The following is a 13,120-nucleotide window of genomic DNA, read 5'->3' on the forward strand; positions in this document are numbered from 1 at the left end:
CGCTGATCCAGCTGACGCACCGCGACCCAAATGTGGGAGCTGGCTTGCCTGCGAAGACGGCCTGACAGTCAACACAGTTGGACTGTGTACATATCCATTTCTGCGGTAACGGCCACTTAGGGTTCCGCTTTTACAGCGGCTCACTTTTGAAAAGCGCAAAAGTAAGCAAAACGCTCTTGCCCCACCACTCGGCACCTCGCCCAGGCTCGGTGTGCCCGTAATCCGCCAGTGATTTGGGGGGCCGCCTAAGATCAAGATCAAAAGCAGATCAAGATCAAGGGCGGCTCGCTTCGCATCGTGGTTACCGTTGAGCACTACAGCGTTGTGTAGATACACATGGCTATCGCAGGCAAGCCCGCTCCCACAGTTGGGTCGTGTGAGCACCGTCAGATCCCACATAGCTTGCGCAACAAATCGGTGTCCAAGTGGTGCTCCACCAAGTCCGCCAACCGCTCGATATCGCGCTCGCGCAAGCCGTGATAATCCACCTCTTGCACCTCCTGCAACCCGGCCCAACGCAGCAAGGCGCTGCACGCTGCCGGGGTCTCGAACAAGCCGTGCAGGTAGGTGCCTAGAACTTGCCCATCAGGGCTCTGCGCGCCATCGCTGCGGCCATCGTCCAGCAGGACCGCAGCGCTTGCCAAGGCAGCGCCGCAGGTCACCCCCGCATGGATTTCATAACCGCTGACGTCGGCATCTTCCAATACCAGACGCCCACGCACATTGCGCAGTTGTTTCTCTTGTTCCAGGGTGGTGCTGAACGCCAGCAACCCAAGGCCGGCACTGGAGCCCGCGAGCCCTTCCAGACCCAGCGGGTCATGGACCTGCTCGCCGAGCATCTGCAAGCCGCCGCAGATCCCCAGTACCTTGCCGCCATAACGCAGATGCCGCGCCACGGCGGTGTCCCAGCCATTGGCACGCAGATAGGCCAAGTCACTGCGCACGCTTTTCGAACCCGGCAGGATGATCAGGTCAGCGGCAGGTATCGCCTGGCCCGGCCCGACGAACTGCAAGTCCACCTGGGGGTGCAAGCGCAGCGGGTCGAAGTCGGTATGGTTGCTGATGCGCGGCAGCACCGGCACCACCACCTTGAGCACCTGGGCGGCCTTGTCGATCTGGCGCTGGTCGATGCCGTCTTCCGCCTCCAGGTGCAGGTCCATCACGTAGGGCAGCACGCCGACGACCGGTTTGCCGGTGCGCGCTTCGAGCCAGTCCAGCCCTGGTTGCAGCAACGCGATATCGCCGCGAAAACGGTTGATGATGAAGCCCTTGACCCGCGCCTGTTCACTGGGCGACAGCAGCTCCAGGGTGCCAACCAGATGGGCAAACACGCCGCCGCGGTTGATGTCCGCGATCAACAGCACCGGGCAGTCCACCGCCTCGGCGAAGCCCATGTTGGCAATGTCATTGGCGCGCAGGTTGATCTCGGCCGGTGAGCCCGCGCCTTCGACCATCACCACCGGGTAGGCCTGGCTCAAACGCGCGTGGGAGGCCAGCACCGCTTGCATCGCAATGGCTTTGTAGTCGTGATAGGCCACGGCATTCATGCTGGTGACCGCACGGCCATGGATGATCACTTGGGAGCCGGTGTCGCTGTTGGGCTTGAGCAATACCGGGTTCATGTCGGTATGGGGCGCCAGGTTGGCAGCCTGGGCCTGCACCGCCTGGGCGCGGCCGATCTCGCCGCCTTCGGCGGTCACCGCGCTGTTGAGCGCCATGTTCTGCGGTTTGAACGGTGCCACCGCGACGCCTTGGCGTACCAGCCAGCGACACAGCGCAGTCACCAGGGTGCTTTTACCGGCGTCGGAGGTGGTGCCCTGCACCATCAACGTGGTCATGTGGCGTCCTTGTAGGCGGCCAGGGCTTCATCAAGGCGCAGCCAGTCGGCGTCGGTGTCGGGCAGGCCCAAGCGCACGCTGCTGTTGTGCACGAACAGGCGCAGCAGGATGCCGCGTTGGGCCATGAATTCGTACAGCCGTTCAGCGTGGGGGGTAATCAACCACTGGAACAATGCGCAGCCGCCGTGCGGTTGAAGCCCACGGCGCTCAAGCAACTCGAACAGACGCTGGCCGGCTGCGATGCAACGACTGCGCTGGCGCGCATGCCCGTCGGTGTCGCGCAGGCACACTTGGCCCAACACCCGCGTCGGCCCACTGACGGCCCAGGGCCCGACCTGTTCGGCCAACAGCTTGAGCAACTTGCGCTCGGCCAGCACAAAGCCCAGGCGCACGCCGGCCAAGCCGAAGAACTTGCCGAATGAGCGCAGTACGATCAAGCCGACCTGATCGGCATGGCTGGCCAGGCTCAAGTCCGGGGTCACGTCAATGAACGCCTCGTCCACCACCAGCCAGCCACCGCGCTGGGCCAACCGCGCATGCCAGTCCAGCAGGCGTTGCGGGCTCAGGCTCAAGCCCGTGGGGTTGTTGGGGTTGACCACGACCAGCACGTCGAGGCTGTCGAGAAAGAAGTCGACTTCCTGCTCCTGCACTTCGCGCACCACATAACCGGCGCGGCGCCAGGCTTCGGCGTGTTCGGCGTAACAGGGCGAAAGCACGCCGACCTTGCCGGAACGACGCAAGCGCGGCAGCAGTTGGATCGCGGCCTGAGAGCCCGGCACCGGCAGCAATGGGCCGGCGCCGTAGTACTCGCTGGCAGCCTTCTCCAAGCCGTCATCGGTTTCCGGCAAGCGCGCCCAGGCACGCAAGGGAATCTCGGGAATCGGCCACGGCCAGGGCGCCAGGCCGCTGGACAGGTCGAGCCAATCCGCTTCGGCAATGCCGTACTCAATCGCGGCCTTACGCAGCCGACCACCATGTTCAAGCATAGATTTGCGCCCCCACGCACAGGACCAGCAGCCACAGCCATACGCCGCGCTGCACCAGTTGCCAGCCGCGATCAATGGAATCGGCGTCGGCCGGCGGGCCTTCGCCCAATGGCGGGCGCTGATGCACCTCGCCGTGATAAATCGCCGCGCCGCCGAGCTCCACACCCAAGGCACCGGCCCCTGCCGCCATCACCGGGCCGGCGTTGGGGCTGTCCCAAGTCGGGCCCTGAGTGCGCCAGCATTTGAGCGCCAGGCGGGTTTTACCCAATAACGCGTAGGTTAAAGCCACCAAGCGCGCAGGAATATAGTTGAGCACATCATCGATCCTGGCGGCTGCCCAACCGAAGCGCTCAAAGCGCTCATTGCGATAGCCCCACATGGCGTCCAGGGTGTTGCTCAGACGATAGAGCACCACGCCCGGCACACCGGCCACCACAAACCAGAACAACGCGGCGAATACCGCATCGCTGCCGTTCTCCAGCACCGATTCGGTGGCTGCGCGGGCCACTTCAGTACGGTCCAGTTCACTGGTCTGACGGCTGACCAGGTAACTCACACGTGTACGCGCCTCGTCCAGGTCATCACGGCGCAGGGCCTGGGCCACTGGTATCACGTGCTCGCCCAGGCTGCGCATGCCCAGGGCGCAGTACAACGCCAGGATCTCCAGCAGCCAGCCGATATAAGGCGCCCACGACAACGCCGTGGCCAGCAGGGTCAGCGGCACCACCGCAATAAACCACGCGGTCACACCATGGCTGCGCCAGCCACGCCCGCCAGTATTGAAACGTTGCTCGATGCGCCCGGCGAAATTGCCGAACGCCACCAGCGGATGCCAGCGCCTGGGCTCACCGAGCAGCGCATCCAGCGCCACCGCAGCCACACACAGCAAGGCCACACTCATTGACTCACTCCCCACGTGTTTTCATACAGCATGTCACTCAGCGGTCGCGGATCGGCCCAGCCTTCAAGCTGCAACATCGGTGCCGGGTAAAACTCGGCCACCGGCCCCAGGCACAGCACTGCAAGGGGTTTTGCGCCGGGTGGCAAACCCAGCAACTCGGCCAGGGCCTGGGGGTCGAACAGCGAAACCCAGCCCATGCCCAACCCTTCCACGCGCGCCGCCAGCCACAGGTTCTGGATGGCGCAGGAGAGCGAGGCCATGTCCATTTCCGGCAGGGTGCGGCGCCCGAAGATGTGGCGCTCGCGATCGTCCATCAAGGCGGCGACCAATACCTCGGCACAATCGTTGATGCCTTCGACCTTGAGCTTCATGAACGCATCGGAGCGCTCGCCCAATGCTTCGGCGGTGCGTACGCGCTCTTCTTCTACCAACTGTTGAATCTGGCTGCGCAACGAGCGATCGCTGATGCGGATAAAACGCCACGGCTGCATCAGGCCGACGCTGGGCGCCTGGTGCGCAGCGTGGAGCAGGCGCTGCAGCAGTTCAGGCGCGACGCTGCCACCGCGGAAGTGGCGCATGTCGCGGCGTTCGGCGATGGCGCGGTAGACGGCTTCGCGGTCGGCTTGGGGGAATGCGTTGTCAGTCATGGCCTCTTCGCGAGCAAGCCCGCTCCCACATTGGATTGGTTTGCAACTGGGTCAACTGTGGGAGCTGGCTTGCCTGCGATAGCGGTCTCAAGGTCGGGCGCAAACAACGCGGCCACCGCGCCAGGATTCGACGGAAAATAAAAGTGCACATAGGAGGCGGTCAAACGACCCTGTCGGTAAACCGCTTCAGCACCGCGCCCGCCGTTAGGGCTCAGGCCACGGGCAATCGGCGCCCATTCGGTACTAGTCAGGGAATGGTGATAGGTATGCCCGCGCAAGGTCCCCTCCGGCAGCTCGACGCTTTGCAGCGCCAGGGCCGCGAGTTTCTTCTGCATCACCGCATCGCCTTGCAACAAGCCAACCAGTTCGGCGCGCTCACCCTCCACATCGGTCAACGAGTCGAGCAGATAGAGCATGCCACCGCATTCGGCGAGCAGCGGTTTGCCAGCGGCGTGATGAGCACGAATGGCGTCCAGCATCGAGGTATTGGCCGACAATGCCTGGTGGTGCAGTTCCGGATACCCGCCGGGCAAATAGAGGCTGTCCGCTTCAGGCAATTGGCGATCATGGATCGGTGAGAAGAACTTCAGCTCCGCGCCCATTGCCCGCAACAGATCCAGGCTGGCGCCGTAGGTAAAAGCAAAGGCTTCGTCACGGGCCACGGCAATCCGCACACCGGCCAGCAAGGGTTCGGTTTCGATCACGTGCGGCGCGGCAAAGGTCACCGGCGGCGGCAGGGCCACTTCGCAACTGCTGCCCAACGCCTGGGCGGCGGCATCCAGGCGTATATCAAGGTCATTCAGTTCGCTGGCTTGCACCAGGCCCAGGTGGCGGCTGGGCAGTTCGATGCCGGTCTCGCGGGACAATGCACCGTACCAACGCAAGCCCTCAGTGAGGCTGCCTTCAAGCAATTGCGCATGGCGCAGGGTGCCGACGCGATTGGCCAGCACGCCGGCGAACGGCAGGTCGGGCTGATAGCGCGCCAGCCCCAGGGCCAGGGCGCCGAACGTCTGGGCCATAGCCGTGCCATCGATCACGCCCAGCACCGGTACACCGAAGTGCCGCGCCAAGTCAGCGCTGGAAGGCGTGCCGTCGAACAGGCCCATCACGCCTTCGATGAGGATCAGGTCGGCCTCCCCCGCGGCCTCCCAGAGCAGGCGGCGGCTTTCCTGCTCGCCCACCATCCACATGTCCAACTGGTACACCGGCGCGCCACTGGCACGCTCGTGGATCATCGGGTCGAGAAAGTCCGGCCCGCATTTGAACACGCGCACCTTGCGCCCCAGGTTGCGGTGCAAACGCGCCAACGCGGCGGTGACCGTGGTTTTGCCCTGGCCGGACGCCGGAGCGGCGATCAGTACGGCCGGGCAATGACGGGGCTGATTCAAAGTTCGACGCCTTTCTGTGCCTTGATACCGGCCTGGAACGCGTGCTTGAGCATGCCCATTTCGGTGACGGTGTCGCCCATTTCGATCAGCTCAGGCTTGGCGCCACGGCCGGTGACCACCACATGCTGCATGGGCGGGCGGGCTTGCAGGTCGCTGAGTACCTGGTCCAGGTCAAGGTAACCGTGCTTGAGGGCGATGTTCAGTTCATCCAGCACCACCAAGCCGATGGAAGGGTCATTCAACATGGCCCGGGACACTGCCCAAGCCGCTTCGGCAGCGGCGATATCGCGCTGGCGATCCTGGGTTTCCCAGGTGAAACCTTCGCCCATCACGTGAAAGCGCACCTGCTCGGGGAAGCGGCGAAAAAACAATTCTTCGCCGGTGCTGTTACGCCCCTTGATGAACTGCACCACACCGCACTGCATGCCATGGCCCATGGCCCGGGCCAACATGCCGAACGCCGAACTGCTCTTGCCTTTGCCGTTGCCAGTCAGCACCAGCAGCAGGCCGCACTCGTTGGGCGAATTGGCGATGCGCTCGTCAATCACGGCTTTTTTGCGCAGCATGCGCGCCAGGTGGCGTTCGTCGCGGTCGGGGGAATCAGTCATGGCAGCTCTCCGTTGGGGCTGGACAAAAACGGCGGGCAGGAAAAAGAAACAACAGACAGCCAAGCATCGCCCACCGTGATGCTGTTGGATGATCCAGGCCGGTCTCCGGGCTCATGAGTGGCGCTTTTGATAGCAAGCAGCCGAGGGCGCGCCTTCCCATATCGCACGCGACACAGTGGCAAACAGCACCGTCTTGACTCATTTACCGTTGCGGGGGCAGCGCCGGAATCGCGGCAGCACTGTGTACAAGTGCGCTCACTCACCGGCTTCCCTGTTTCACTCTGTCGACGCGCGCGCCACAGAGCACCTGGAACAAGCCGCGAAGGTTAGTGGGTTGGGGGTGGAGCGTCAATTAAAGCTGGCCTTGTACTTGAACCATCCGCCGTTCGTGCTTCTCTACCCCTACAGGTATCAAGGAGAAAACCATGCCTAAAACCCGACTCGCCCTACTGATCATGTTCGCCGGTAGCCTCGCTGCGTGCGGCGAAAGCTCGACCCTGCAGGTCGCCGACGGCACCGGGCCCTCGCCCCGGCTGCCGGAGCCGAACAAGACGTTGATCCCCACCGTCAATATCGCCCCGGCCATCGGCTGGCCCGAAGGCGCCAAGCCCGTCGCCGCCGCCGGCACCCAAGTGGCCGCATTCGCCGAAGGCCTGGACCACCCGCGCTGGCTCTACGTGCTGCCCAACGGCGACGTTCTGGTGGCCGAGACCAATGCACCGCCCAAGCCGGACGATGCCAAAGGCGTGCGCGGCTGGGTGATGGAAAAAGTCATGGACCGCGCTGGCGCCGGCGTGCCGAGCCCGAACCGCATTACCTTGCTGCGCGATGCCGACCATGACGGTGTGGCAGAAACTCGTACGGTGTTCCTGGAGAACCTCAACTCGCCGTTTGGCATGGCCTTGGTGGGCAACGACCTGTACGTGGCCGATTCGGATAAGTTGCTGCGCTTCCCCTATCAGCCAGGTGAAACCGCGATCACCTCCCCAGGCACCAAGGTGGTGGATTTACCCGGTGGCCCTTTGAACCACCACTGGACCAAAAATGTGGTGGCCAGCCAGGACGGCAGCAAGCTGTACGTGAGCGTCGGCTCCAACAGCAACGTCGGCGAAAACGGCTTGGAAGCCGAACAGGGTCGCGCCGCCATTTGGGAAGTCGACCGCGCCAGCGGCCAACACCGCATTTTTGCCTCCGGCCTGCGCAACCCCAACGGCATGGCCTGGGAACCTCAGAGCGGCAGGCTGTGGACGGCAGTCAACGAGCGCGATGAAATCGGCAGTGACCTGGTGCCGGATTACATCACCTCGGTCAAGGATGGCGGCTTCTACGGCTGGCCTTTCAGTTATTACGGCCAGCATGTAGATGTGCGTGTGACCCCGCAGAACCTTGACATGGTCGCCAAGGCCATCGCTCCCGACTATGCGGTAGGCCCCCATACTGCCTCGCTGGGGTTGACCTTCGCCGAGGGCAGCAAACTGCCGGCCCCCTTCAGTAATGGCGCATTTATCGGCCAGCATGGTTCCTGGAACCGCAAGCCGCACAGTGGCTATAAGGTGATTTTCGTCCCCTTCGAAGGGGGCCAGCCGAAAGGGCAACCGGTGGATGTGCTGACGGGGTTTCTTGATAGCGATGAGAAAGCCATGGGCCGGCCGGTCGGCGTGGTGATAGATCAGCAGGGGGATTTGCTGGTGGCCGATGATGTGGGCAATAAGGTTTGGCGTGTGTCGGCTGTTAAGTAAATAACCACATACCCATGTGGGAGCGGGCTTGCCCGCGATTACGGTGGCCCAGCCAACTAAGCCGTTGACTGACACACTGCATTCGCGGGCAAGCCCGCTCCCACATTTTGGAGTTTTATTGATTCAGGGGTTACGCGCCAGATTCCCTGGCAACACGCGCTTGGCACTCAGGTAGGCATTCTGCCAATACGCTTTGGATAGCGTATCCAGCTTCACCGTACCGCCGGTCTGCGGTGCATGCACGAAGCGCCCTTCGCCCACATAGATGCCCGCATGGCTGACCCGCGAACCGCCACCGGTGGCGAAGAACAGCAGATCGCCGGTTTGCAGGTTTTGTTCGCTGACGTCCTGGGCACGCATCACGATCAATTCACGGGTGGTGCGCGGCAATGAGATGCCGGCAGCGTCGCGAAATACAAAGCCGATCAAGCCACTGCAATCGAACCCCGAGTCCGGTGTGTTGCCGCCCCAGCGATATGGCGTGCCGACCAGGCCCAGCGCACGAAAGAGCACGTCTTCGGCAGCAGGCGAGAAATTCTGGGTGGCATAGTTGAACACCGGCTTAGGCTTGACCGCGACGGGCGCGGGCGGCGGTGTACGACTGGCGCAGGCGCTGAGCAGCGCGGCGCAAACAATAAGCATCAGGCGGGCCGAGGTCGACATGTGCAGAACAATCCTGGTCTGGATGCGGCTTTCGCTGCCGAACGTTGAAAACCAGAACGCGCAAGCAAAGCTCGCGCGAACGGATGACAACAATGTCCAGGGATTCTAGCGCTTACACGTCAAACTTCAAGTATCACTTTAACTTTACTTACTAGCGGTAACCGTAGTCGGAGCCATGGCGAGTGCACGCTTGGCTTCGATGAAGGTTTTGCTCCAGTAGCTGTCACCGAGGTTATCGACCCGAACACCACCACTGCGGCGGCTGCTGGAGTGAATAAACTGGTTATCGCCCAGGTAGATACCGGCGTGGCTGACACGACCGCGACCACTGGTACTAAAGAAAAGCAGATCACCGGGCTTGAGGTTGTTTCGCGCGACCAACGGTGCATTCACGTTGATCATCTCGCGCGTAGAGCGCGGCAGATTCATGCCAGCTTCTTCACGAAACAGGTAGCCAATGAACCCACTGCAATCAAAACCGGCTTCCGAGGTGCCGCCGAAACGGTAACGGGTACCGATCAAGGACATGCCGCGCTCAAGGATGCTGTCGGCCAGAAGAGGCAGTTGGTAAGGCTTGCTGTCAGAGAACTCGGCGAGTTCTTTTTCGGTTGCCACCTCTTCTTCATAAACAGAAGCAGACTGTGCAGCAACGAACTTTGCCTGATTTTGAACCTGTGGTTTTTGCTGTTCTGCCACCTGCTGAGGGTGGGAGGCGCAACCAAACAACAGGGTAACGAGTGCGAGAGGCACGAGGGGTGCGAAGCGATTTAGCATGGGCACGACCGTGGCTGATGTGTAAAGAAGCCGAGACTATGCCCTCTATCACATCGATTTGCAAATTCAATCGCGATCTATGTGACTTATCGTTTCGACTATGCCATCTAAGCCGTGATTCCATTTCTCGCTTGAGTTGCGTAACCCTTCGGGCTCAAACGCAGGTTTTCTGACGCCTTGAAAATGCCGTTACACGGAAAATCAAGACCTTACCAGCCCAAAGTTTCTTTCAGGAAAGGGATCGTCAATTTTCTTTGTGCCTGCAAGGAAGCCTGGTCGAGTTGCTCAAGCAAATCGAACAGCGCGCTCATGCTGCGGGTGCCACGGGTGAGGATAAAGTGCCCGACTTCGTCAGTCAGGTGCAGGCCACGACGGGAAGCGCGCAGTTGCAGCGCACGCAGCTTGTCTTCATCGGATAATGGACGCATCTGGAAGATCAACGCCAGGGTCAGGCGCGACTTGAGGTCAGCCAGCTTCACCGGCAGTTCACGCGGCGAGGTGGACGCAGCGATCAGCAAGCGCCGGCCGCTGTCGCGCAAGCGGTTGAACAGATGAAACAGCGCCTCTTCCCACTCCGGCTTGCCGGCCACTGCCTGCAGGTCGTCGAGACACACCAGTTCATATTGCTCAAGGTTATCGAAGATGCCGATCCCGCGGTCCATCAATTCGGCCAAGGGCAGGTAGACCGCCGGCTCGCCCGTCTGCTCGAAACGCAGGCATGCGGCCTGCAGCAGGTGGGTACGCCCCACGCCATGCTTGCCCCACAGATAGATCAGGCTTTCAGTCCACCCGGCGTCGGCTTCGCAAAGCCGCTCCACATAGCCGAGTGCAGCGGCATTGGCGCCTGGGTAGTAATTGATAAAGGTAGCGTCATCACGCAGACGCACACCTAGGGGCAGCTGAATCGGTTTCATGCTGACTGAACGGCTCCCATCGAACCGTTAGTGGCCTCTATGTAAAGTTTGCAAAGTTTATACCCGTGACGCCGGGCGCACAATGCAGCAGACCACAAGCAAAATCAAAGGTTTGCGTTAACCCGGGGGTTTTACGCAGTTTGTTTGACGCACCCCGGCGCCAGAAACAACAAACCCGGCCAGGGCCGGGTTTGTGACACCGCGATTACAACTCGGGCTCATCCACCCCGGTATACACGTCCGAATCCTTGTACAGGTCGTGCACATGGCGCACCAACACCATGATCACCGCCGCCACCGGCAGCGCCAACAGGATGCCGGTAAAGCCGAACAGCTCGCCACCCGCCAAAATCGCAAAGATCACTGCCACCGGGTGCAGGCCGATCCGATCGCCCACCAGCAGTGGCGTCAGCACCATGCCTTCCAAGGCCTGGCCCACCATGAACACTGCGACAATCCCGAGCATCGGGTACAGGTCGCCGCCGAACTGGAACAGCCCGGCCACCAGCGCCGCACCGATGCCGATCACAAAGCCCATGTACGGCACGATGGCAGCCAAGCCCGCGATCAAGCCGATCAACAGCCCCAGCTCCAGGCCGATCGCCATCAGGCCAGCAGCGTAAATCACCCCCAGGGCCAGCATCACCAGCAACTGGCCACGCACGAACGCACCCAATACCTCATGACACTCCGCTGCCAGGGAAACAACACGCTCTTCGCGGTCACGAGGCAGCAGACTGCGGATCTTGGCCATCATGATGTCCCAGTCTCGCAGCAGGTAGAACGCCACCACCGGGATCAGCACCAGGTTGGTCAACCAGCCGATCAGCGCCAGGCTCGACGCAGTCGCCTGGCTGAGCACCACCGTGACGATATCGGTGGTCTTGTCCATATGCTCGCTGATAGCTGCCTTGACCTTGTCGAACTTCCAGAAGCCATCGGCCAGCCCGAACTTGGACTGGGCCCACGGCATTGCCGTGTACTGCAACCAGTCGAGCATCTGCGGCGCCAGCTCATAGAGGCGAAACAGCTGCTTGGCCAACATCGGCACCAATATCAACACCAGCGCCGTGATGATCAACGTGAACAGCGCAAACACCGTGATCACGCCCCAGGTGCGCGACATGCCGACTTTTTCCAGGCGATCCACTACGGGATCGAACAGATAGGCGAGCAGTAGCGCCACCAGGAACGGCGTCAGGATCGAATGCAGCAAGAACACAAAACCGCACAGCAGGACAATCCCGCCAAGCCACACCCAACGACGCGTATCCGCCATAAACCACTCCATCTGTTTTTTACGCCCTTCTTCTATATAGAAGGAGGAACACTATTTACCAACGAAAACGCAGTTGCGCCTGGGGCTCAGGTGCAACAGCCGGTTGCGTGCCATCGATCACGGCTGGCTGGGCCGGGGCTTCGCCAGCAGGAATTTCCTGCAGCTTGGCCAGGCTCAGTTGGGTGCGCAGTTGTTCGGCGCTGCCATTGACGCGATACACGATCCGGGTGCCATCCACTAACTGCGGCTGGCCGCCAAAGGGCTCCAGCAAACGGCCCAGGGCGGCGTAGCGCTCCAGGTTCATGCCTTGCACTTCAAGCAGTTGCTCACTGCTCACCCCAGGTTTGACCGCAAAGCGCGGCGCCAGCTTTTGGCTGACCGCCAGCAATACCGCGTCGGCAAGCGCGGCAGTGTCAGCGCCTTGAGCGGTACCCTCCTCAGCCTTGTCGCCCAGCCACAAGCGCCATTTTGCCTGCCACTGGCTACCCTCCTGACGCGCATGCACTGCCAGCAACGCATCGGCACCGTAACGCTCGGAGGCTGCGCGCAAAGGCGTGGCGTCCGGGCTTTCAAGGTTCGGCGCGGTGGCGACTACCTGTTCATCCAGGTCTCCCAGCGGCAAGCGCAGCGGCAGACCCCGGTGTTGCGCGGCCCGGCGCAGGGCCTGGGCAACGGCCTGGCCATCGCCGACCAGGCTGCTGCCTTCAGTTGAATCGTTCAGCCACCAACCCAGGATCGATGGCCGGTTGCTGCCCCAGATCGACAGGCCCGCATCCCGCAAGGCGCGGTCGGTGCTGACCGGGTCGAAGTCCACTTGCAGGCTTTCTGGCGGGCCGGCGTCGTAGCCGTACTGGCTGATGATTTGTTGCGGGTCTTTGCGGATCGCCGCCAGGCCAGGGCCATCGGCGGCCTTGGCGTCGCCGGTCAGGCGGATCACGAGGGTCTGCACGGCACGCTGGGTGGCCTGGTCGCGCTCTTGGGGCGACTGGCTGCTGACCGGTTCAAGTACTTGATAGAGGCCATTGAGGGTTTCGGCATGACTCGCCAGGCTGACCAACGACAAGCAGCCTACAAAGAAGAATTTACACAGACGCATGGAAGATTCCCGAACGACAAATTTAGCGGTTGGAACAGACCGCGTGATCTCGGTTTGGCAAGGCTGTGACACAGCGACCGGTAAAACATTCACAAGGTCCCGGTAAGTTTTCATACTGTCATAACGCTAGCGAGCTCAAGGCTATACCTTAATACGCACGATTACCGGCCCGATTTGCATTTTTTTGAACTCATATGCCCTGCCCGTCGGCCCGAGGATGGCCGCTGCCCCTCAAGCCTGATAAAATCGCGCGCCTTCGCAGACCGTCAACGGCAGGGCACTTTCCA

Annotated in this window: 12 protein-coding genes and 1 riboswitch; of the genes, 1 reads left to right on the plus strand and 11 read right to left on the minus strand. The window is 61.8% G+C overall.

Annotated elements, in window-relative coordinates; translation table 11 throughout:
- Nucleotides 1–386: 386 nt before the first annotated feature.
- Genes AB9N64_RS09475 through cobO form a run of 6 tightly spaced genes read right to left on the minus strand, consistent with a single transcriptional unit; the run spans nt 387 to nt 6,368 of the window.
- Nucleotides 387–1,838: a cobyric acid synthase gene (locus AB9N64_RS09475; RefSeq protein ID WP_014719388.1), complete on the minus strand. Its 1,452-nt coding sequence runs from the start codon at nt 1,836–1,838 to the stop codon at nt 387–389.
- The gene (gene cobD, locus AB9N64_RS09480) at nt 1,835–2,824 is read right to left on the minus strand and encodes a threonine-phosphate decarboxylase CobD (RefSeq protein ID WP_032903127.1); all 990 of its coding nucleotides are present in this window, start codon (nt 2,822–2,824) and stop codon (nt 1,835–1,837) included. Before cobD ends, AB9N64_RS09475 begins: the two co-directional genes overlap by 4 nt.
- A complete protein-coding gene (gene cbiB / locus AB9N64_RS09485) occupies nt 2,817–3,725 on the minus strand; it encodes an adenosylcobinamide-phosphate synthase CbiB (protein ID WP_014719390.1) in 909 nt (302 codons plus the stop codon). The genes cobD and cbiB overlap by 8 nt, the downstream gene beginning before the upstream one ends.
- Entirely contained in the window at nt 3,722–4,372 is a 651-nt protein-coding gene (gene bluB, locus AB9N64_RS09490) for a 5,6-dimethylbenzimidazole synthase (protein WP_014719391.1), read from the minus strand. The genes cbiB and bluB overlap by 4 nt, the downstream gene beginning before the upstream one ends.
- On the minus strand, nt 4,369–5,760 hold the full coding sequence (locus AB9N64_RS09495) for a cobyrinate a,c-diamide synthase (protein WP_060767400.1): 1,392 nt from the start codon (nt 5,758–5,760) through the stop codon (nt 4,369–4,371). The genes bluB and AB9N64_RS09495 overlap by 4 nt, the downstream gene beginning before the upstream one ends.
- On the minus strand, nt 5,757–6,368 hold the full coding sequence (gene cobO, locus AB9N64_RS09500) for a cob(I)yrinic acid a,c-diamide adenosyltransferase (RefSeq protein ID WP_005790169.1): 612 nt from the start codon (nt 6,366–6,368) through the stop codon (nt 5,757–5,759). Before cobO ends, AB9N64_RS09495 begins: the two co-directional genes overlap by 4 nt.
- 78 nt (nt 6,369–6,446) lie before the next feature.
- Nucleotides 6,447–6,694, minus strand: a riboswitch (cobalamin riboswitch).
- 99 nt (nt 6,695–6,793) lie between these two features.
- Here cobO and AB9N64_RS09505 point away from each other — a divergent pair.
- Nucleotides 6,794–8,107: a sorbosone dehydrogenase family protein gene (locus AB9N64_RS09505; RefSeq protein ID WP_019820421.1), complete on the plus strand. Its 1,314-nt coding sequence runs from the start codon at nt 6,794–6,796 to the stop codon at nt 8,105–8,107.
- A 123-nt stretch (nt 8,108–8,230) separates the two neighbouring features.
- On the opposite strand, the gene AB9N64_RS09510 is transcribed toward AB9N64_RS09505, so the two are convergent.
- The 5 genes from AB9N64_RS09510 to AB9N64_RS09530 form a co-directional block, all read right to left on the minus strand.
- Nucleotides 8,231–8,770: a C40 family peptidase gene (locus tag AB9N64_RS09510; protein WP_003193049.1), complete on the minus strand. Its 540-nt coding sequence runs from the start codon at nt 8,768–8,770 to the stop codon at nt 8,231–8,233.
- A gap of 144 nt (nt 8,771–8,914) precedes the next feature.
- On the minus strand, nt 8,915–9,544 hold the full coding sequence (locus AB9N64_RS09515) for a C40 family peptidase (RefSeq protein ID WP_003193051.1): 630 nt from the start codon (nt 9,542–9,544) through the stop codon (nt 8,915–8,917).
- Between the two features lie 209 nt (nt 9,545–9,753).
- The gene (gene hda, locus AB9N64_RS09520; RefSeq protein ID WP_014719395.1) at nt 9,754–10,458 is read right to left on the minus strand and encodes a DnaA regulatory inactivator Hda; all 705 of its coding nucleotides are present in this window, start codon (nt 10,456–10,458) and stop codon (nt 9,754–9,756) included.
- Nucleotides 10,459–10,663: 205 nt separating this feature from the next.
- Entirely contained in the window at nt 10,664–11,737 is a 1,074-nt protein-coding gene (locus AB9N64_RS09525) for an AI-2E family transporter (protein WP_371360212.1), read from the minus strand.
- Between the two features lie 55 nt (nt 11,738–11,792).
- The gene (locus AB9N64_RS09530) at nt 11,793–12,833 is read right to left on the minus strand and encodes a DUF2066 domain-containing protein (protein WP_014719397.1); all 1,041 of its coding nucleotides are present in this window, start codon (nt 12,831–12,833) and stop codon (nt 11,793–11,795) included.
- Between the last annotated feature and the right edge of the window lie 287 nt (nt 12,834–13,120).

It is taken from the genome of Pseudomonas sp. KT_2_4 (assembly GCF_041410225.1).
GTDB lineage: Bacteria > Pseudomonadota > Gammaproteobacteria > Pseudomonadales > Pseudomonadaceae > Aquipseudomonas > Aquipseudomonas paracarnis.

Bases quoted from the DNA above. Each gene is read 5' to 3' on its own strand.
- AB9N64_RS09475 (WP_014719388.1), bottom strand. From the start codon at position 1,838: ATGACCACGTTGATGGTGCAGGGCACCACCTCCGACGCCGGTAAAAGC.
- cobD (WP_032903127.1), bottom strand. From the start codon at position 2,824: ATGCTTGAACATGGTGGTCGGCTGCGTAAGGCCGCGATTGAGTACGGC.
- cbiB (WP_014719390.1), bottom strand. From the start codon at position 3,725: ATGAGTGTGGCCTTGCTGTGTGTGGCTGCGGTGGCGCTGGATGCGCTG.
- bluB (WP_014719391.1), bottom strand. From the start codon at position 4,372: ATGACTGACAACGCATTCCCCCAAGCCGACCGCGAAGCCGTCTACCGC.
- cobO (WP_005790169.1), bottom strand. From the start codon at position 6,368: ATGACTGATTCCCCCGACCGCGACGAACGCCACCTGGCGCGCATGCTG.
- AB9N64_RS09505 (WP_019820421.1), top strand. From the start codon at position 6,794: ATGCCTAAAACCCGACTCGCCCTACTGATCATGTTCGCCGGTAGCCTC.
- AB9N64_RS09510 (WP_003193049.1), bottom strand. From the start codon at position 8,770: ATGTCGACCTCGGCCCGCCTGATGCTTATTGTTTGCGCCGCGCTGCTC.
- AB9N64_RS09515 (WP_003193051.1), bottom strand. From the start codon at position 9,544: ATGCTAAATCGCTTCGCACCCCTCGTGCCTCTCGCACTCGTTACCCTG.
- hda (WP_014719395.1), bottom strand. From the start codon at position 10,458: ATGAAACCGATTCAGCTGCCCCTAGGTGTGCGTCTGCGTGATGACGCT.
- AB9N64_RS09525 (WP_371360212.1), bottom strand. From the start codon at position 11,737: ATGGCGGATACGCGTCGTTGGGTGTGGCTTGGCGGGATTGTCCTGCTG.
- AB9N64_RS09530 (WP_014719397.1), bottom strand. From the start codon at position 12,833: ATGCGTCTGTGTAAATTCTTCTTTGTAGGCTGCTTGTCGTTGGTCAGC.